This window comes from Pseudoalteromonas sp. CO342X, from assembly GCF_004208915.1.
Classification (GTDB): Bacteria; Pseudomonadota; Gammaproteobacteria; order Enterobacterales; family Alteromonadaceae; genus Pseudoalteromonas; species Pseudoalteromonas maricaloris.
The window spans coordinates 128523-146624 of record NZ_SGPH01000040.1 but is presented as its reverse complement, the minus strand read 5'-3'; the positions used below and the strand labels follow the sequence as shown (position 1 = coordinate 146624).

The window sequence follows — 18102 nt, the reverse complement described above, 5'->3', positions numbered from 1 at the left end:
TATAGTGAAGTCCCATAAAAATAACCACTGATATTTCAAGCTAAGTCTTATCTTTAAGTATATTGGATCTCTATATGTAATAGCGCTTTGCTCAACACATTAACGCTACTTTTTCCTCAAAAAGAGCCACTCTAAAGGCTTTGTAAGCAGCTTCGAATGGCTAAGCAGCATCTTATTACGCCATTTAGTATTATTGGATTGGAGAATGGGCTTTTTATGGCTAAAGGTATAAAAGCCCTCTTCGCCATGATATTGACCCATACCAGAGTGACCTAGGCCACCAAAGGGTAAAGACTCAACAACCACGTGCACTATGGTTTCATTGATCGCTAAAGTCCCCGTTGCGAGCTCCTTTGACACTTTATTCATGGAAACTTGAGACTGTGTAAACAAATAACTCGCAAGCGGTGTGGTGTCCTCCCTAATATAGCTAATCGCATCATTTAAGTTGGAAATTTTTAGGATAGGCAAAATCGTTCCGAATAACTCCTCTTGCATCACCCTCATGCTTTTGTTGACCTGGGTGATGATATGCAGAGGAAGCTGACGATTGTCGCGTGCTGGCTCAGCTTGCCACACATTCGCGCCTTTACTTTTGGCATCAATAATAATGTCGTTTAAGCGCTGAAATTGTCTGTCGTTAATAATTGAAGTTTGGTTTTTTACACCTACTTTTGTTTTATATGTTTTTTCGTAGTGCTGTTTCAGCTCAGCAATAAATGCGTCGTATTTTTCTTCGTGCACTAACACATAATCTGGTGCAACACAGATTTGACCTGAATTAGAGAGCTTACCCATTAACACACTCATCGCAGCGGCGCTGATATCAGCGTCATCAAGCACTATAACAGGTGATTTCCCCCCTAACTCTAAGGTGACCGGTGTGAGATTTTTAGCCGCAGCCGCCATCACCTTTTTGCCAACTGCTGTTGAACCTGTAAATAGCAAGTGATCAAATGGCTGTTCAGTAAAAGTCGCGGCAATATCAGGTCCACCTTCAATGACGCACACTTCATTGTCCAATCCTTTAAAAATGGCTCTTATCACCGCATTCACCTTGGGAGTGAACTCACTCAGCTTGAGCATAACTTTGTTTCCAGCAGCGAGGGCTGTAATCACGGGAACAATCGCCAGCTGAATTGGATAATTCCACGGGGCTATCACGCCCACGACTCCTTTTGGCACAATCTCAATTTTTGCTTTAGACGGTAGCCACTGCGCACCGGGTGAACGATGCTGCACTTTGCTCCATTTGCGCAGGTGCTTCGCGATATAATCAATTGAATTGATGCAAGGCATGATGTCTGCAATCACGGTATCGAATCGACTCCGAGTACCAAAATCCTGATTTGCCGCCTCAACTAATTGATCTTGCCGCTGCAACATACGTGATTTTATTTCAGTTAATAGACGTAAACGCTTTTCAAGCGCGGGGTAAGGATCTTGGTTAAAGCGACTTTTTAACTGAGTAAATGTGGCTATTAGGGTACTGGTATTATCTTCAATCATTATCAGGTCCTGCTAATGTCTAATTTGAATATAGCAAGGAAAAAACAACGGGTCTATCTTCAAAAAACTAGGTATTACTATGGAGGCAGGCTGCGTATGACCGAGTTGCCTTTCGATGGACACAGCCTGTGGAGAATGGCAACTTTAAAACCCTAGTATGCTCCTTGCCAAAGTCAAGGTAACAATTGTAATTAACCCTATCGCGACTATGTTCAAAACAAATCCTGCTCGGATCATGTCTTTAATTTTGATCTCACCCGAGCCAAATACGATGGCATTTGGTGGTGTTGCAACAGGCATCATAAAGGCGCAACTGGCCGCGATTGCAGCAGGAATAACCCAAGCTAAAGGAGAACCCGTGATTGATTCAGCAACAGGACCAAGTAAAGGTAAAAAGCCTGCAGCCGTTGCGGTATTGCTGGTAATTTCCGTTAAGAACGTAATAAGCGCAGCAACAACTAGTACTCCAAGCACTAAACCCATGGCATCCGCCCCTGCAAGTAAGTTAGCGATGTAATCGGCAAGTCCTGAAGATTTGATCTGTGCCGCTAGTGATAAACCACCGCCAAATAATAGCAAAATACCCCAAGGCACCTTAGCTGCGCTTTCCCAATCTAAAATACGTTCGTCACTTCCCGACTTGGCTGGAAGAACAAATAGTAACAGTGCAGCGGCAATTGCAATGCCAGTATCTGACAATTTAAGACCCGTAACATCGCCAATTAGCGGTCTAAAGATCCAGCATACTGCCGCTAAAATAAATACCGCAAAAACCCCTTTCTCCGCACGAGACATTTCACCGAGTGCTTTTAATTGGGAAGTAAATAACGACTTAGTATCAACATTAATTTCTTCTTTATCGACCTTGTAAGTCACTTTGGTCAACCAGAACCAAGCAAATGTCAGCATTACCAAAGACAAAGGCACACCAATCATCATCCAAGTGGCAAAACCAATCTCAATTTGATAACTGTCGGATAAGTATGCAGCCATTAACGCATTTGGTGGCGTACCAATTAAAGTTGCAATACCTCCAATGCTGGCTCCATAAGCGATAGAAAGTAATAGCGCTTTAGCAAAGCTTTGGCTATCTCCACCTTGCTCTTTTACCAAGTGAATAACCGAAAGTGCAATCGGTAACATCATGACCGCCGTTGCCGTGTTTGACATCCACATAGATAAAAATGCTGTCACGCCCATCATCGCTAAGATCTGTATACTCGGTTTAGTGCCTGCGAACAACATGGTATTCAGCGCGATGCGTTTATGCAGCCCCCACCTTTCCATGGCGATTGAGAGCAAAAATCCACCCAGAAATAGATAAATCAAAGGATGCGCAAACGGTGCAGCGACGGCTTTAATAGATGCAATCCCGACTAGAGGCGAAATAACCAAGGGTAATAACGAAGCCGCCGGAATAGGCACAGCTTCGGTTATCCACCAAGAAGCTAGCCAAAACGCTAAGCCTGCGGTTCTCCAAGCCTCAACCGACATGCCCGATGGAGGTTCAACCAAACAGATCAGTAACATTACCAAGGGACCAAGCCACAGAAACAGCTGCGTTTTTATCGTTTTTTTATTCTCTTCTGTCATTATCTTGAACCTTTAAAACTTATATTTTAAGCCAACAGCGATGCTAGTATCGTCTTGTGTTTCAAGGTCGAGCTGCGTTGCCATCACATACAAGTTAGTTTGTTTATCAAAAATATAGTCTGTACCTAGCGTCCACTGAGTCGCACCTTCACTGTGGCGTAATCCGCTTGAGTCTTTGGCAAACTGTAACTTCGGACGCCAATTATCATCGAGTTGGTAACTTGCGCTTAGCACATAGCCATTACCTGATTTGTCTTTCGCTAGATTTTCACTGTCTTGGATGATGGCACCAAGTTGTAGCTTTTGCCACTTGTAAGCCAACGCGATACGCGTAGCAACCAAATTACCAATACTGTCGGTATGACTCAGAGCAACATAGTAATCTTTATTTTTTAATGCTCGGTCACCATAAATTGCGGTAGCTGCAAACCCAGTTTCGTCGTTGCTCGCGTCGTCTTTAGGTGTGTAGGTCAGAGAAAAAGAAAAGTCGTTCCATTTAGGTGAAGAATAGGTAATTGAATCACCAACTCTGTCTTGGCCTGCTAGCACTTGGGCAATATCACTTTGGGTTTCGTTAAATTGATCGATTTTACCTTCACTGAATTTAAAACGCGTGTCGTTTCTGCCCACTAAAACCGTACCAAATTTACCTTCAAGGCCAACATAGGTGTTTCTTGCTGAAAATGGCTCGGTGGTATCGTCGTGTTCAAAACCTTTAACTTGTACTTCATATTTGTAGACGAGTTTTAGATCGCTTGATAAGCCGTGAGTGCCTTTTACACCAATTCTTGAAAATGGTGCGTCAATTTGTGTGCCCTCTTTGGTATAACGCATCACACCTTTGTCTGTGTTGGCAATTTGAACTTCTGCTTTACCATAAATGCTGTAGTCTGCGGCTAACGCAGAGGCTGATAACGTTGCACTGGCAACTGCCAACGCCGCTAAAGATTTACTTGCTGTCATAACTTGTCTCATTTTTTGATTATTGTCGCTTAAGACAACGCAATTCTGAGACCAGAGTTTATTTTTTAATATAAATCAGATGGATAAATCAAAATAAAAGGCTAATGGCAGCTAAAATGTGCGGATTTCCACACACTTAAATCTATACTGTGTCACTAAATTCACCCATCATCATTGGTGAACATAGTGCGATTTAAACCATACTTGCTCATCTTGTCGTACAAGGTTTTTCTCGGCACTTTTAATAAATTCATCGCATCTTTTATACTACCTTGGCTTTGTGCCAGTGCTTCTTCAATTAACGATTGTTCGTAGTAGCTCACCTTCTCAGCCAAACTCAACGTTTCATCAGACAAATTGCTTTGCATGTTGTTACTCGCAGTCATCGCACCACCGAGTAAAATATGGCGCTCGGCGTGGTTTCTCAGCTCTCGCACGTTCCCAGGCCAGTCTTGCGCTAGCAGCTGCGCCTCTAATTCAGGACTAATTGGCTGCATAGGTTTATGAAAGCGAGTAGCTGCAATGGAGCTAAAGTGTTTATATAGCAGCGGAATATCAGCTTTTCTGGAACGAAGTGATGGGATCATCACTTTGACGAGGTTAAGTCGATAAAATAAATCCGAACGGAATTTACCTTGTGCGACTAAGGTTTGTAAATCCACTTTGGTCGCTGCAACCACTCTAATGTCCAGTGCTATCGCAGTGTTGCTGCCAACAGGCGTCACACTTCTTTCTTCTAAAACGCGCAGCAGCTTCACTTGTAAAGCCGCAGACATGGCTTCGATTTCATCCAAAAAAACCGTACCACCTTGCGCAAAAGAAAATTTTCCCTCGCGAGACTCTTTAGCACCCGTAAACGCACCACTTTTGGCACCAAATAATTCACTTTCAATCAGCTCTTCTGGAATTGCGCCGCAATTGATAGCAACAAAGTTATGGTTTGAACGCTCGCTATGGTCATGTAAGTATCGAGCCACCAATTCCTTTCCTGTACCGGTTTCACCTTCAATCAATACGTCAGCAGGGGTATCAATCACAGCATCAAGCAAATGCAGCATTTGCTGCATTTGTTTTGTCTCACCTAAGATCCGCACGCCCGGCGCAGACTTTTTCTTAACTTGCGCTTTTAGCTCTCGGTTTTCCATCACCAACCGGCGTTTATCAAGCGCCCTTTCTATGCAGTCAAGTAGCGGCTCTGACACAGGCTTTTCAAAAAAGTCGTAAGCCCCTTTTTGGATAGCTTTTACCGCCACTTCAACATCCGCAAAGCCGGTTAGAAATACCACAGGTAACTCAGAATCAAACTGCATTACCTGATCTAAAAATTGAATACCATTAACCTCGGGCATATTGATATCACAAAGCACAACTCCGCTAAACTGACGAGAAAGCTTTTTTAATGCAGGCGTCGCACTGGAAAAACACTGCACAGAGTACCCTTCTATTTCAAATAGTTGCTTTAGTGCATCTCGTATACTTTGTTCATCATCGATGATTAACAGGGTTTTCTCTTCAGTCATGTTGCGGATTCTTTGTGTGTAAACTAATTAAAAACTCGGCACCACCTTGCGGATGATTATGGGCACTGAGTTTGCCATGAAACGATTCAATGATCTGCTTTGAAATGGATAACCCTAAGCCCAAGCCATTACCTGACTTAGTGGTGTAAAACGGTTCAAATATGTTAGATAAAGCGTGCTGTTTTATCCCTTCGCCCGAGTCAATAATCGACAGCTGGATCTTGCCTTCATGCTCCACGGCGCGAATATAAATACATTTATTATCTTGCTCAACAATGGCTTGGCACGCATTGCTAATAATATTCACCAGTACTTGCTCAAACTTAAATGGATCGACCCAGATATTGCACACAAGCCCCTCACTTTGAATTGCTACACCGTAGCGTTTGAGTTCAGGCCCAACTATAACTAAGGCGTTATCTACTGAGTGTTTAAGGTTGGCCACCAGCATCTTATTATCATGATGCTGACTAAATGACTTTAGCTGCGCCACAATTTTATGCACTCTAGTGATCAAAGATTGGATCAGGACCATGTTTTCGACTACTTTGCTCACTTCTCCCTTTTGAGCCAATCGTTTGGCGCTGGCAACATACGCACTCATGGCACTAAGTGGTTGATTGATTTCATGGTTAATGCTGGCGCTGAGCTGCCCTATGGTTGCCAACTTGGCAGCGCGAATAAGTGCATCTTGCGCCTGCTCGAGCGCTTGCTTGCGGCTGGCAACCTCAGCCTCGAGACTCCGTTGGCTGAAAAGCAGTTGTCTGTATCCTGTCAGTTTACTCAACGTGTACTCAACAACAACAAAGAGTAAAATCAATACCAGTGCGGTTACCCCAAGCCGCGGCCACTGTGCCGCTTTGATAGGTGCAACTTCATGTAGCAAATAAAGTGTGTATTGCTTGTTAAGCGGCCTCTTTTGCATCAGCGCATCGCTGCCATGTGATGAAGTTTTCACTCTGGTTGGTGAAAGCACGCGCCAATCAATCGGAAACAAAGATTCGTTTTCAAACTGCCTTGAGGATTCAATTTCTTTACGCTTTGTGGGGGATAATTGCCCTAACGAGGCTAACCGCCACTGCTCAACATCAGATGCCAGCACAATATGATTATCGTCCACAATTAAGAAATGGCTATCAGTTCCCGTATCAAGCTGGGCTTTGTCTGATTCAAATTTACTGGCGTTAACCTTCATCACCACCACGCCCACGAGCGATCCATCTTTGTAGACAGATTTAGCAAAATAGAAGCCACGGGTTTTGGAACGTAAACCGAGCGCAAAAGAGACATGCTCATTGCCCTCGATTGTTTCGTAAAAATAGGGGCGAAAGGCAAAATTGCTGCCTTTATAGCTATGCGGCAAATACCAGTTGCTACTTGCAATCACAGTTCCACTGAGGTCTAGCAGGTAAACGTCTGACGCACCACTGGATATTTGAATGTCCTGTAGATATCTGTCCAGTTCATTGGAGTTTTTAGCGGTTGCTTGCTGTAAGCCTGATTGCACCAAATTGCTTAAGCTCAATTGCATTTGGATAGCTTGATAACGAGTAAATTCAGTCTGGATATAACTATTGAGCTTTTCTAGATTGGTTTTAGTCTGAACAAGGACGCTTTCCTCATCCTGTGCCACATTGAACAAATAGCTTGCCCACAGCCCACAAAATAATAATAAAAGATAAATTAATATCTTAACTGAGAACTTATGTGACACACGCAACTCCTAATTGAACTCATTGAGTCTATCAGAAGCAGAATATCAATTAAATCAAATCTCTTTAAATCAATGTATCACTAAGCGCTAAGACCAGAGATAAACAAGGTTTTATCTCCGGTCTTAATTTTAAATGCGTATTAATTCGCGCTAATATTTAGCGTTACATTGCTCGCTGCTTGGTAGCCTTGTAGGCCAATATGCCAAGTGCCTGCTTGAGGATTGGAGATTGTACATACCTCATTATTGCCATTTTTGTACGGCCGACATTGGTAGGTACTGGTATTTGGTTGCGTGCCAAAATTAACATAAAGATCCGCATCTCCCGTGCCTCCCGACGTCGTAATTGTCAGGGTTTGATATCCCGCGGTTAGTGCTTGACTAAAATACTGCCACTGTCCGCTGGCGACTGAAATATTATTGATAGTTTCGTCAATAGGCGTATTGCCACTTGAGGTATCGTATTGTCCTACCAAACTGACCCCCGAAATCGCGTTCCATGCCTCTACCATCACGTAATACGTGCCAGTTTGCACAGCGGAAATATTGCATTGCTCGTTACTAGACGAGTTAGTGCTCTTGCAGTCATGAGTATCCAAAGTAGGTTTGGAGCCATAGCGAACGTAGAGATCGGCGTCACCAGTGCCACCTGAAGTGGTAAAACTTAAGTTAGTCGCACCTTGTGGTACTTCCATGGTGAAAAACTGTTGGCTTTTAGAAGCGCCAGAAATGCCCGTTTTAGCCACGCCATTTTCAAGCTCATTGTTTGGCGGTGGCGGAGGTGTATCACCCGCATTTTTACCAAGCTCAGCAACAAATGCCAGCGCGAGTTTTGCAAATTTTTGTGCATGTGTTGAATCAAATTCAGTATCGTTGGTGGTATGAATTTTTCTGTTGATCTCTGACATTCTTGATTCAAATGGCATAGAAGCTGGGAACCCTTGTTGATACCAAGATGCATGATCGGAGCAACCATAACCGCATTGGTCATAGGCATAGCTTAGGTTTGGCAAATAAGTTTCAATTAATTGGCCTAAGAACTGATTCTGTGCGCTGTTTGTATAGTCTGTCATCATCACAATATCCGCACTACTGCCATTGCGGCCAGTCATATCAAATTGTGTCATACCGACTACGTTTTTTCCCTGAGAGCTGTACGACTGCGCGATAGCTTTAGAACCTCGAAGCCCAACTTCTTCTGCCGCAAAGCCCATGATTTGGATTGTCCGCTGAGGCTGATAACCATCTTCAACAATAGCGCTTAGCGCTTCGGTAAGCACAGCTATCCCAGAGGCATTATCATCCGCACCCGGCGCAAGTCCACTCGAGTTAGATTGGTTAATTGAATCAAGGTGCCCGCCGATAATAACGATTTCATCACTCAGTTCACTACCAGGAATGGTGACAATTACTGAAGATTGAGCCCAAGAATGGCTAAAATATTCAACACTAATATCTGAGCGACTTGCTGCAATATCACTCCATGTTTGCTTGACCCATGCAGCAGCATCAATGCCTGTTTGCGAGGTATAATAGCGGTTATAAAAACTGGTTAGCGAGTTGACGCTGCTGTCCAAGTTCACTGTACTGACTTTTGAGATTAAGCTGTTAACCCGTGTGGGGTTATCAATGCTGTAGTTAACCAGCGTCGCACTTGGGTTTACGCTTTCTAACTGTGCAAGATAGCTTTGCGCCTGCTCTAAGGAGTCGTGGGCGACAAAACCACCACAGCGGTGATATTCGTCGTGCATAAATGCACTCAGGTGTGAATGTAAGTTTGCAGGTACTTTTAACGCTTTAACTTCGCTGTTTGGTAAAGAAAGCTGTTCGAAGTGAGTACCGCGAATAGAATTATGAACTTGGAAATGCTGACTAGACTTCGCATCCATCGTCACCCAAACCTCTTCAGACGCTTCAGAAAAGCTACTCAAACAGGCAATGCTCAGTAGCATAGGTGTAGTTAATTTCATTGTTGTATCCTCAACTCATTTGAATAACAACATGATTTAAGCGCTGAGCAAAATAAAAGGATTATTCAAATGAGGTAAATTTATGACCTTATTCAGGCCCTAATAAAGAAAGGGAGCTTGCGCTCCCTATAAACTGTTACTTAGTTCGCTTTAATATTCAGTGTTACACCGCTAGCTGCGCTATAGCCACGTAAATCAATATACCAAGTACCTTGTTGTGGGTTTGCAATCGTACAAGTCTCGTTGTTACCGTTTTTATAAGGACGACACTGATAGCTCGACGTTGTTGATTGAGAACCAAAGTTTACATATAGGTCCGCATCACCTGAACCACCTGAAATGCTTACTTCAAGGCTGCTGTAGCTAGCATTTAGATCTTGCGTGAAACGTGTCCAGCTGCCAGATGCAACACTGATATTTGACTCAGTGCGGTCAATTGGTTGAGTTCCACCTGTTGAGCTGTATGTACCAGTCAAAGTTACGCCCGAAATCTGATTCCACGCTTCGACCATCACGTAGTACTTACCAGCTTGAATGTTACTAATATCGCAGCTTTCGTTGCTTGTAGACGTTGTGCTATTGCAGTCATAAGTGTTTAGTGTCGGACGAGAGCCATACTTGACATAAAGGTCCGCATCACCGCTACCACCAGAAGTGGTGAAGTTTAGGCTAGTCGCATCAGCTGGCACATCAAGGGTAAAAAACATTTGCTCTTTTGCCGCGCCACTGATCCCAGTACGAGGCTGACCGTTCGTTAACTCTTCATCGCCACCAGGAGGAGGTGGTGGGTTGGTGTCACAGCTACTACCTGTGCTTAAGTTAGAGTTAACGCCAACCGCTGCTAACGCAGCTTGTACATCACCAGGTTCATAACCTAGGTCACATGCCGCATCCATCACGCCATTACCAGCTAAGTCCCAGTCAGTATTAGCGGTCCAATACATTTGGTTAGCTTTTGCCATTACGATAAAGGCTTTTTTCGTATCCCAACCTGCCGTAGTTGCCAGATTGTAGAAGGCTTTGTTGAACACCCCTGAAGTGTGATGAACATCCATGCTAGACGTATAGTTAGACTGATGATCGATTGAGCGACCGTCTTGCGTTGGATCATTCATATAACGCAATGCACCACTCCCTTTGAAAATGTCTTGTCCAACTAACCAGTCATTGCTGCCTTTCATATAAAATTCAGCAGCTTCACCTGCCATATCAGAAAACGCTTCGTTCAAGCCACCTGATTTATAACGGTATACCAAACCTGAGTTTTGCTCAGTGAAACCATGGCTTACTTCGTGAGCAGATACATCAAGACTTACCAACGGATAGAATGTATTTGCACCATCACCAAATGTCATCGCACTGCCATCCCAAAACGCGTTTTCGTAGTTGCTACTATAGTGCACACGCATTTTAAGCTGGAACGACAACGGCGCTGTGCCGAGCCAATCGTTGTACATATTAAATACTACATTGCCAAAATAATGGGCGTCGTTCAGCGGTGAGTATGCACCGTTAATTTCTTTAACGGTATTTTCTGGGCATGTAAAGCTATGTGCAGTCGAACCGCTACTACCGTGATTTAAGTTAATTGTCTTAACGTTCGCATTCGTCATGGTACAAGTATTGCCCGACTGCGCTACGTCTAGATGACCATAATCAGTACCATATTGGTAACGACCAGTCTTTTGGTTACCACCAGGGCCTATCGCATCTGCATGCTGCAAGTTATTGAAGCTTTCTAACACTTCGCCTGTGTTTGCATCAATGATCAAATATGGACGCTTAGGCTCATCACCATAAGTAACAAAAGTGACTTCATACACTAAACGTGCCGTTGAATTGCCATCAAGCCAGATCGCAAGACGAGATTTCTCGTTATGTTTTTTAAGCTTTTTGTCTGCACTAAGCGACTGCTTTTCAAACTGACTCAATGCCATTTTGGCATTGAGCTTGGGTTTTACCGAACCGATGTCAGCCGCGATGTTATAAACCGCCGCACCGTGAGCTTTTTTAAGCGCACCGGCATCGTCAAACGTTAAAATGACCGAATCCCCAATCACTGGTAATCCTTGGTACATTTGTTGAAAACGCTTAGTTACTTCACCTTTTTTACTATTGAAGCTTTTAAGCTCCTTTAGTTGGCTCGCATTTTCTAAGCCAATCAGCACTTCTGGCTGTGTACTCAACACAGTTTGAGAAGCTGATTTAAGCATAGTATTAATGTCGGCTTGCTGGTTTAGGTATTGTTTTGTTGCAGCTTGAGCACTGAGCGAAGTAAACGCAATCGCACACGCCGTAGCCATAGTTACTGTAGATAATTTCACGAATTACACTCCTAGTATTGTTGTTTTATTGTCCTTTTCATCATTGCCTCACAAGAAGCATTGGATGAAATGTGACTGTTTTCTCCTTCAACTGCAGAAGACATGGCAAGCCTATTAGCACTTGCCACGCCTTATTAGACTAGGCAGCAAATCAAATAAATAAACCCCAAAGTTAACATTTTAATAATATTTAATTTACCTTAAATATTTATGCAATGCTTTCATGCATTTGTTTAAAAAATAGACCCAGACTTAATATCTTGAATTAAGTAACAAAACACATCTTTGTAAATTTTTTGATACGATATGAGTAAATATGCCAATTTCTTCCCTAAACTAACTTTACAATCATTATGTTGTATCAAAACATGTAGTAACTACTCGGTAATTCTTTCTTGTTTGTGCTTCATTTGTTCAACCCCACAACACCTAGAGTCTAAAATTATTAATAAAATTCAATATATTAGAAATCTTACACTCTCGGTATAACACTTGCAGTTTGAATAATTACAAGCTGCAACGAAATTAGGAGGAGTAATGGATACTTTTGAAATATTATCCTACGCAGATCATAGAGTTGGGGCCGTTCTAACAGGGAAAGCAGCCGCAGAAGAATTGCAAAATGAATTGTTAAATAGCCACCTTGTTCAACATGAGCATCTACAACTGGTTAATCCGTATGACAAAGATGCCGACAAAAGACTTGAACCTAAAAGCGAAAATCGTCTTGCCAGAAACATGCTTAATTGGCATTTATACCTTGGCAGCATGGGGGTGATATTAGGCTTTCTCATCGCAGGGCTATTGGTAAGTTATGGACCGGCTTTCACACAAGCTAATCCTTACTTAACGTTTATCGCTTTATTAAGCCCCGGCTTATTTTTAGGGCTATTTGCTTCAGGCCTTATTTCTTTGCGTCCAGACAAAGATGCGTTTAATCAGGCGGTGATGAATAAAATCGCAGAGGGCAAGTGGCTGCTTATCATTAAAACGAATAATGAGGCGCATCGTGGCAAACTCATGTCGTTTTTTAAAAACAACAGCAAAGCAGACGTTTTAAGCTAGATAAGAGGTAATCTACATGGAAATTTTTAATGCAATAAAGCAAGATCATGATCATCAACGCGCCCTATTGAATATGTTGGCAGAAACGTCTGGTGATTCAAAGGTCCGCGAAAAGTACTATAAAGAGTTGAAGGACGCGCTAGAAGCGCATGCCATCGCAGAAGAAAGGTACTTTTACGCCCCATTAATGGAAAGCGATATGACAATCGAAGACTCTCGCCACGGTATCGCGGAGCATCATGAGATTGATGAGCTAATTGAGGTACTGGATAATACGGAGTTTTCCGACCCTAGTTGGCTAACTAAATTGAAAAAACTCAAAGACAAAGTTGAGCATCACTTGGCCGACGAAGAGCAAGCGTTTTTCCAGCGTGCGGGTAAGGTACTTGATAAAAGTGAAAAGTCGCAACTTGCAGATGAGTATCAAAAAGAGATGGAAGAGCAGTTATAGTTTTCTATGCCCACACCATGTTGTGGGCATTTACTTTGCTGGATGTTGGTAACCCGATACCATCACAACAATTTACCAATTAATACCAGTCCAAGCATGAGCAGAAGTCCATTCATCACCAGCAAAAATTGCTTTTTAGGTAAGCGTTTTGCAAGGTGCACACCGAGTCTATTACCAAGCAACGCTAAAGGAGTAAAACAGATAGCAAGCAGCACATGTTGCCACTGTAACAACCCAGTTGCAGAGAAGGTCGCCAACTTAATCACATTCATCAGTGCAAATAGTACCGCAACTGTCGCGATATAAGCCGTTGGCTCTAATTTTCGAGCATTAAAATACACCATGAGTGGTGGGCCGCCTGCATGAATTAAGGTCGTGGAGATACCAGCTGCGGTAGAGGTGCTCGCGGCCAGTAACCTTAAGTGCCCAACACTTTCAGGTGTATTTTTGATCAGTAAGCTTTTAAGCGCAAATATTATGCTCATCGCTGCAATCACAACCGTCAGCCAAAACTCACTGACGCCTTGAAGAAAAAGCGTTGCTAAGGCTATCCCGACTAGTGTACCTGGCAATAACCGCTTTAATTCTGGCAAATTCCATAAGCGCCAATAGCTCTTCAGGCTAAAAACGTCCGCGACGATAAGTAGCGGAAGCATCAACGCAATGGCGTCCCTTGGGTTCAACACCATCATCAAAATTGGAACAGAAAACGCCCCTAACGCGCCTGCAAAGCCAGACTTTGAAATACCACTTAGCAGAACGACAAGGGCAATTACTGCAAGTTGTATTGGTTCTGTCATTCGTCAATTCCTTTAATTTTAGGCGCTGAATTTAATACCAATTTGCTTAGTTAAGTAATAAAAACCACAGCGCTTCAACATCTGTTACTGCCGTAACCTGCATGTTGTCACCAGCAATCAGACCGATGCCATCTCCTTGCTGAAATGCCTCACCATCAAGCGTCGCTTCGCCGCCAACAATGTGCAAATAGGCTTTTTGCGCGTGCGCATTAAGCTCAATCTGTTGACCTTGATGAAGCTGCAAGCGGTGTATTTCAGCTTCTGCATTGATACTCAGAGTGCCCCCCACGCCTGTAGGCGTAACAATCGGCGTAAGTGCACTACTTTGTTTAATTTGAATTTGTTCATAACTCGGCGTTATGCCTTTAAGCTTTGGCTCTATCCAAATTTGTAAAAAATGGGCAGGCGCTGTCTTTGAAGCATTATATTCTGAATGAAGAATGCCACTACCGGCGCTCATTCTCTGAACTTCACCTGCCGCCACAGTAAACTGATTACCCATACTATCTTGATGTGCTAATTCACCGTCAATGACATAGGAAATAATTTCCATATCTCGGTGACCATGAGTATCAAAGCCATGACCACCAAGTACGGAGTCATCATTGATCACCCTAAGATTACCAAATCCCATGTGGGCGGGATCATAATATCGACCAAATGAGAAACTATGTTGGCTTTGCAACCAGCCAAAATCTGCTTTACCTCTATCTTGTGCTTTTCGAATATATCGCATGTTTCGCTCCAAACGCATGTTGATGACCTTAGTCTATTGCCTGTTTGAAACGAATAAAATTTGATAATTTAACATCAACCATTCTACTCAACAGAATCTTCTAGCTGCATGCACTGATATCTTAACTCACCAATAAAAGCGCGCGCGGCGGGCCCAAGCCTGTCACCATCTTTAAAAATAAGATGAAGCTGTGCTTTACGTTGACTATGTTGCGCTAGTGGTAGTGGTTTCAAGACGCCAGAGTCTAGTTGTGTTTTGATAGCCGGAATAGGTAACCAAGCAAATCCTAAGCCTTGCGCTATCATATCTATCGAGGTTGTCATATGGCTCACCGTCCAACGTTGATGCGCCCCCAACCAACCTTCATCTTTTTTACGCGAGATTGCAGAGTCTCTCACTACGATTTGACGATGGGATTTTAAGTCTTCGAATGTAAGCGCGCGACCAAATTGATGTAATGCGTGATTGGGATTTGCCACTGCAACAAACTCGATTTGGCACAACTCTTCACTGAACCCGTCTTGTAAAGTAACCGGAGAAATAGCGATATCTACGTCGGTATTTTGCAAAAGTTCAGATGCGCCTGTTAATACTGACTCAACCAACTCGACACGCAATAAAGGGTATTGCGCAGATGTATTTTCTAGCACCTTATAGAGTACCTGCTGTGGGAAAATTTCATCGACCGCTATGCGCAGTTGACTCTCAACTCCCTCGCCCAGCGTCTGCCCTACCGCTTCCACTTTCGCCGCTTCTTCCAAGAGATAATTGGCACGGCGCAGCATCATTTCACCCGCTTCGGTTAACAGGGTTCTTCGCCCTTCGACTCTAAAAAGCTTAACACCAAGGCCTTCCTCAATTTTATGGACCGCAGTGTGGATACTTGACTGGCTTTTATGTACTTCTTTAGCAGCTTGATTAAAACCACCATATTCAACAACGGCTCTAAACATTCGCCACTGCTCTAGTGTTACTCTCAACATACTAATTTAACCTAATATTTATACGTTATTGTTCAATGGCTGGTGGTTTATCTTCACAATTTTCACCATGGCAGGTATTAAGATCTTCTTGCGCTTTTTCGTCCGCCTGAAGTACCTGTTTGAGGTCAGCCATACGCTGACGAATCGCAATACCATAGCTTTCATCGTCTCCCCACACATCAGCAAGCATGTGCATAGATTCAACATCGTGTTTAGTAAAGAGGTAGCCCGCTCGTGCAACATCTTCTTCACTATGGCCCAATAACTTAAGCGCCTGCTCACCTAGCTTCACAGCAGAGACAAAAGTTTCTCGCTCAAACGCAGTGACACCCAATTTTATCAGTTGGTAGGCATGGCGACGGTCGGTCGCACGAACTACAAGTTTTAGATCCGGAAAGTGTTGCTGCGCTAACCTGACGATTTCGAGGGTTTTATCTGGTTCATCAATCGCTACGACCAGCATTTGCGCTTCGTGAGCCCCTGCGGCTTCGAGCAAATCTAATCGTGCACCATCGCCATAAAATACTTGATTGCCAAAGCGACGGAGTAATTCAATTTGGCTTGGGCTGTGATCCAAGATCGATAAATGATAACCCTGAGCATGGAGCAAGCGCCCTATCACTTGGCCAAAACGCCCGTAGCCGACCACAATAACGTTTTGTGTCGCTTCCATCGTCTCTAAGCTATCTTGTTCTTGAGTAGTATTGGCCTGACGTTCAACTATTTTTTCGTAAAGAATAAAAATAAGGGGCGATCCGAGCATAGATACCGCAACAACCAGTGTGACTAACGCGACTTGATCTGGAGTTAAGATTGCTAAACTGCCAGTAACAGAAAGTAGTACAAACGCGAACTCTCCGCCTTGACACAGGGCTGCGGTAAATAACCATATCGCTCGCTTATGCAGTGAAAACGCCGTTGCCAACAAATATAAAATAACCGCCTTTAACCCCATTAATAGCACCACTGACGCTAAAATAAATAACCATTTTTGTGCCAATAAGGAAAAGTCGATTGATGCGCCGACTGTCATGAAAAAGAGGCCAAGAAGTAACCCTTTAAACGGTTCAATATCGGCTTCTAATTCATGGCGAAATTCACTTTCCGCGAGAACAACACCCGCGAGAAATGTTCCAAGCGCTGGGGATAAACCAATGCTTTGCATCAATAACGCGGTTGCGATAACGATAAATAGCGCCACTACGGTAAATAGTTCGCGCATTCGAGTGCTGGCAATATACCTAAATAACGGCGCGGCAACATAATGCCCAGCAGCGATAATAGCCAAAATCACAAAAACAGAAATAGCCACTTGGAGATAAGTCGGAAAAGCGTGTAACAAGTTGCTGTGACCATCACTCACAGCCAAATCACTAAATGCTAACAACGGCATAATCGCGAGAATGGGGATCACGGCTATATCTTGAAATAACAACACCGAAAACGCATTTTGACCGCCAGATTGTTTAATCAAGCCTTTTTCATTTAAGGTTTGCAGTGCAATGGCGGTAGAAGACAGTGCCAACATTAACGCGATGGCTAATGATTGCTGCCACAAAAAGCCAAGCGCTAAATCAATCGCGAAATAGAGTACAGCCGTTGTTATAACCACTTGTAAGCCACCGAGACCAACTATAGAGCGGCGCATCGTCCAGAGCCTTTTGGGTTGTAACTCAAGCCCGACTAAGAATAGCATCATCACCACACCAAACTCGGCAAAGTGCATGACGTCAGTTTGCTCCCCCACAAGATGAAGAAGATGAGGACCAATTAGGATCCCTGCCAATAAATATCCAAGCACAGAGCCAAGCCCTAGCCGTTTAGCGATTGGCACCGCCAATATCGCAGCAGCCAAATAGATAGTCGCAAGCAGTAACATAATAAAGACACCTGTTGTTGTTATCGTCTTTATTATGTTCAGGGTAAGTGCATTTATCCAGTCTTCGTTCTAAAAAACAAAATATAAGTGACTAAAATCCAGCAATTAATCTTGTAAATCCGAATATATTGTAGGATGGCAGATCTGCATCAAAATACTTGGATCTGGCACCGCTGCAAAGCCGAATTTTTCATATAGAGTATGCGCATCAAAAGTTGCCAGCATAAAGCGCCTTAAGCCTTGTAGCTCTGGATGTTCAACCACGGCTTGAACAATCGCTTTGCCTACCCCTTTACCTCTGGCACTTTCCTCAACTATCACGTCGGCAAGATAGGCAAAGGTGGCATAGTCAGTTATCACGCGACAAAAACCCTGAAACTCACCTTCATCGTCCAAATACATGAAGCTCAGGCTATTTTGAATGGCCTTTTCCAGCAATACTTTAGGCATTTGTTTTGCCCAATAAGAATTAGAGATCAGCGCATGGATAGTATCAAGGTGGCGTAAAATTAGAGGAGTATCAGTGGTTATCATTATTGTCCCAGTTAACGGCAAGAATAGAGCTAAAAATTAAGCGATTTTTAGCAAGAAGCAA

Annotated in this window: 14 protein-coding genes; 2 read left to right on the top strand and 12 right to left on the bottom strand. The window is 43.3% G+C overall.

Translation table 11 applies throughout. The features are described from left to right. Positions 1–105: 105 nt before the first annotated feature. The 7 genes from EXT47_RS19580 to EXT47_RS19550 form a co-directional block, all read right to left on the bottom strand. Complete coding sequence (locus EXT47_RS19580) at positions 106–1509, bottom strand: coniferyl aldehyde dehydrogenase (protein WP_130127374.1); 1404 nt, start codon at positions 1507–1509, stop codon at positions 106–108. A 144-nt stretch (positions 1510–1653) separates the two neighbouring features. Next, complete coding sequence (locus tag EXT47_RS19575; protein WP_039495034.1) at positions 1654–3102, bottom strand: SLC13 family permease; 1449 nt, start codon at positions 3100–3102, stop codon at positions 1654–1656. Positions 3103–3114: 12 nt separating this feature from the next. Then, complete coding sequence (locus tag EXT47_RS19570; protein ID WP_039495032.1) at positions 3115–4065, bottom strand: porin; 951 nt, start codon at positions 4063–4065, stop codon at positions 3115–3117. 161 nt (positions 4066–4226) lie between these two features. Next, positions 4227–5585 carry a sigma-54 dependent transcriptional regulator gene (locus tag EXT47_RS19565; RefSeq protein ID WP_039495030.1) on the bottom strand — a complete coding sequence of 453 codons (1359 nt, stop codon included), beginning with the start codon at positions 5583–5585 and terminating at the stop codon, positions 4227–4229. Then, positions 5578–7299 carry an ATP-binding protein gene (locus EXT47_RS19560; RefSeq protein WP_130127373.1) on the bottom strand — a complete coding sequence of 574 codons (1722 nt, stop codon included), beginning with the start codon at positions 7297–7299 and terminating at the stop codon, positions 5578–5580. Before EXT47_RS19560 ends, EXT47_RS19565 begins: the two co-directional genes overlap by 8 nt. Positions 7300–7439: 140 nt before the next feature. Next, positions 7440–9269: a M28 family metallopeptidase gene (locus EXT47_RS19555; protein ID WP_130127372.1), complete on the bottom strand. Its 1830-nt coding sequence runs from the start codon at positions 9267–9269 to the stop codon at positions 7440–7442. Positions 9270–9409: 140 nt separating this feature from the next. Beyond that, complete coding sequence (locus EXT47_RS19550) at positions 9410–11593, bottom strand: M4 family metallopeptidase (protein WP_130127371.1); 2184 nt, start codon at positions 11591–11593, stop codon at positions 9410–9412. A 537-nt stretch (positions 11594–12130) separates the two neighbouring features. On the opposite strand from EXT47_RS19550, the gene EXT47_RS19545 reads away from it, so the two are divergent. Next, on the top strand, positions 12131–12658 hold the full coding sequence (locus EXT47_RS19545) for a hypothetical protein (RefSeq protein WP_039495024.1): 528 nt from the start codon (positions 12131–12133) through the stop codon (positions 12656–12658). Between the two features lie 16 nt (positions 12659–12674). Further along, positions 12675–13109 carry a hemerythrin domain-containing protein gene (locus EXT47_RS19540; RefSeq protein ID WP_039495021.1) on the top strand — a complete coding sequence of 145 codons (435 nt, stop codon included), beginning with the start codon at positions 12675–12677 and terminating at the stop codon, positions 13107–13109. Between the two features lie 62 nt (positions 13110–13171). Here EXT47_RS19540 and EXT47_RS19535 read toward each other — a convergent pair whose 3' ends face one another. The 5 genes from EXT47_RS19535 to EXT47_RS19515 form a co-directional block, all read right to left on the bottom strand. Next, a complete protein-coding gene (locus tag EXT47_RS19535; protein WP_039495019.1) occupies positions 13172–13909 on the bottom strand; it encodes a sulfite exporter TauE/SafE family protein in 738 nt (245 codons plus the stop codon). A 46-nt stretch (positions 13910–13955) separates the two neighbouring features. Then, positions 13956–14645, bottom strand: a complete 690-nt coding sequence (locus tag EXT47_RS19530; protein WP_039495017.1) for a pirin-like bicupin family protein — start codon at positions 14643–14645, stop codon at positions 13956–13958. A gap of 83 nt (positions 14646–14728) precedes the next feature. Beyond that, positions 14729–15628 (bottom strand): LysR family transcriptional regulator, encoded by a 900-nt coding sequence (locus EXT47_RS19525; protein WP_039495016.1) that lies wholly within the window; start codon positions 15626–15628, stop codon positions 14729–14731. A 25-nt stretch (positions 15629–15653) separates the two neighbouring features. Beyond that, entirely contained in the window at positions 15654–17507 is a 1854-nt protein-coding gene (locus EXT47_RS19520) for a monovalent cation:proton antiporter-2 (CPA2) family protein (protein WP_039495014.1), read from the bottom strand. A 105-nt stretch (positions 17508–17612) separates the two neighbouring features. Beyond that, on the bottom strand, positions 17613–18041 hold the full coding sequence (locus EXT47_RS19515; RefSeq protein ID WP_039495011.1) for a GNAT family N-acetyltransferase: 429 nt from the start codon (positions 18039–18041) through the stop codon (positions 17613–17615). Between the last annotated feature and the right edge of the window lie 61 nt (positions 18042–18102).

Excerpts from the sequence above, each read along its gene's own strand:
- EXT47_RS19580 (WP_130127374.1), bottom strand. The coding sequence starts at position 1,509 with ATGATTGAAGATAATACCAGTACCCTAATAGCCACATTTACTCAGTTA.
- EXT47_RS19575 (WP_039495034.1), bottom strand. The coding sequence starts at position 3,102 with ATGACAGAAGAGAATAAAAAAACGATAAAAACGCAGCTGTTTCTGTGG.
- EXT47_RS19570 (WP_039495032.1), bottom strand. The coding sequence starts at position 4,065 with ATGACAGCAAGTAAATCTTTAGCGGCGTTGGCAGTTGCCAGTGCAACG.
- EXT47_RS19565 (WP_039495030.1), bottom strand. The coding sequence starts at position 5,585 with ATGACTGAAGAGAAAACCCTGTTAATCATCGATGATGAACAAAGTATA.
- EXT47_RS19555 (WP_130127372.1), bottom strand. The coding sequence starts at position 9,269 with ATGAAATTAACTACACCTATGCTACTGAGCATTGCCTGTTTGAGTAGC.
- EXT47_RS19545 (WP_039495024.1), top strand. The coding sequence starts at position 12,131 with ATGGATACTTTTGAAATATTATCCTACGCAGATCATAGAGTTGGGGCC.
- EXT47_RS19540 (WP_039495021.1), top strand. The coding sequence starts at position 12,675 with ATGGAAATTTTTAATGCAATAAAGCAAGATCATGATCATCAACGCGCC.
- EXT47_RS19535 (WP_039495019.1), bottom strand. The coding sequence starts at position 13,909 with ATGACAGAACCAATACAACTTGCAGTAATTGCCCTTGTCGTTCTGCTA.
- EXT47_RS19530 (WP_039495017.1), bottom strand. The coding sequence starts at position 14,645 with ATGCGATATATTCGAAAAGCACAAGATAGAGGTAAAGCAGATTTTGGC.
- EXT47_RS19525 (WP_039495016.1), bottom strand. The coding sequence starts at position 15,628 with ATGTTGAGAGTAACACTAGAGCAGTGGCGAATGTTTAGAGCCGTTGTT.
- EXT47_RS19520 (WP_039495014.1), bottom strand. The coding sequence starts at position 17,507 with ATGTTACTGCTTGCGACTATCTATTTGGCTGCTGCGATATTGGCGGTG.
- EXT47_RS19515 (WP_039495011.1), bottom strand. The coding sequence starts at position 18,041 with ATGATAACCACTGATACTCCTCTAATTTTACGCCACCTTGATACTATC.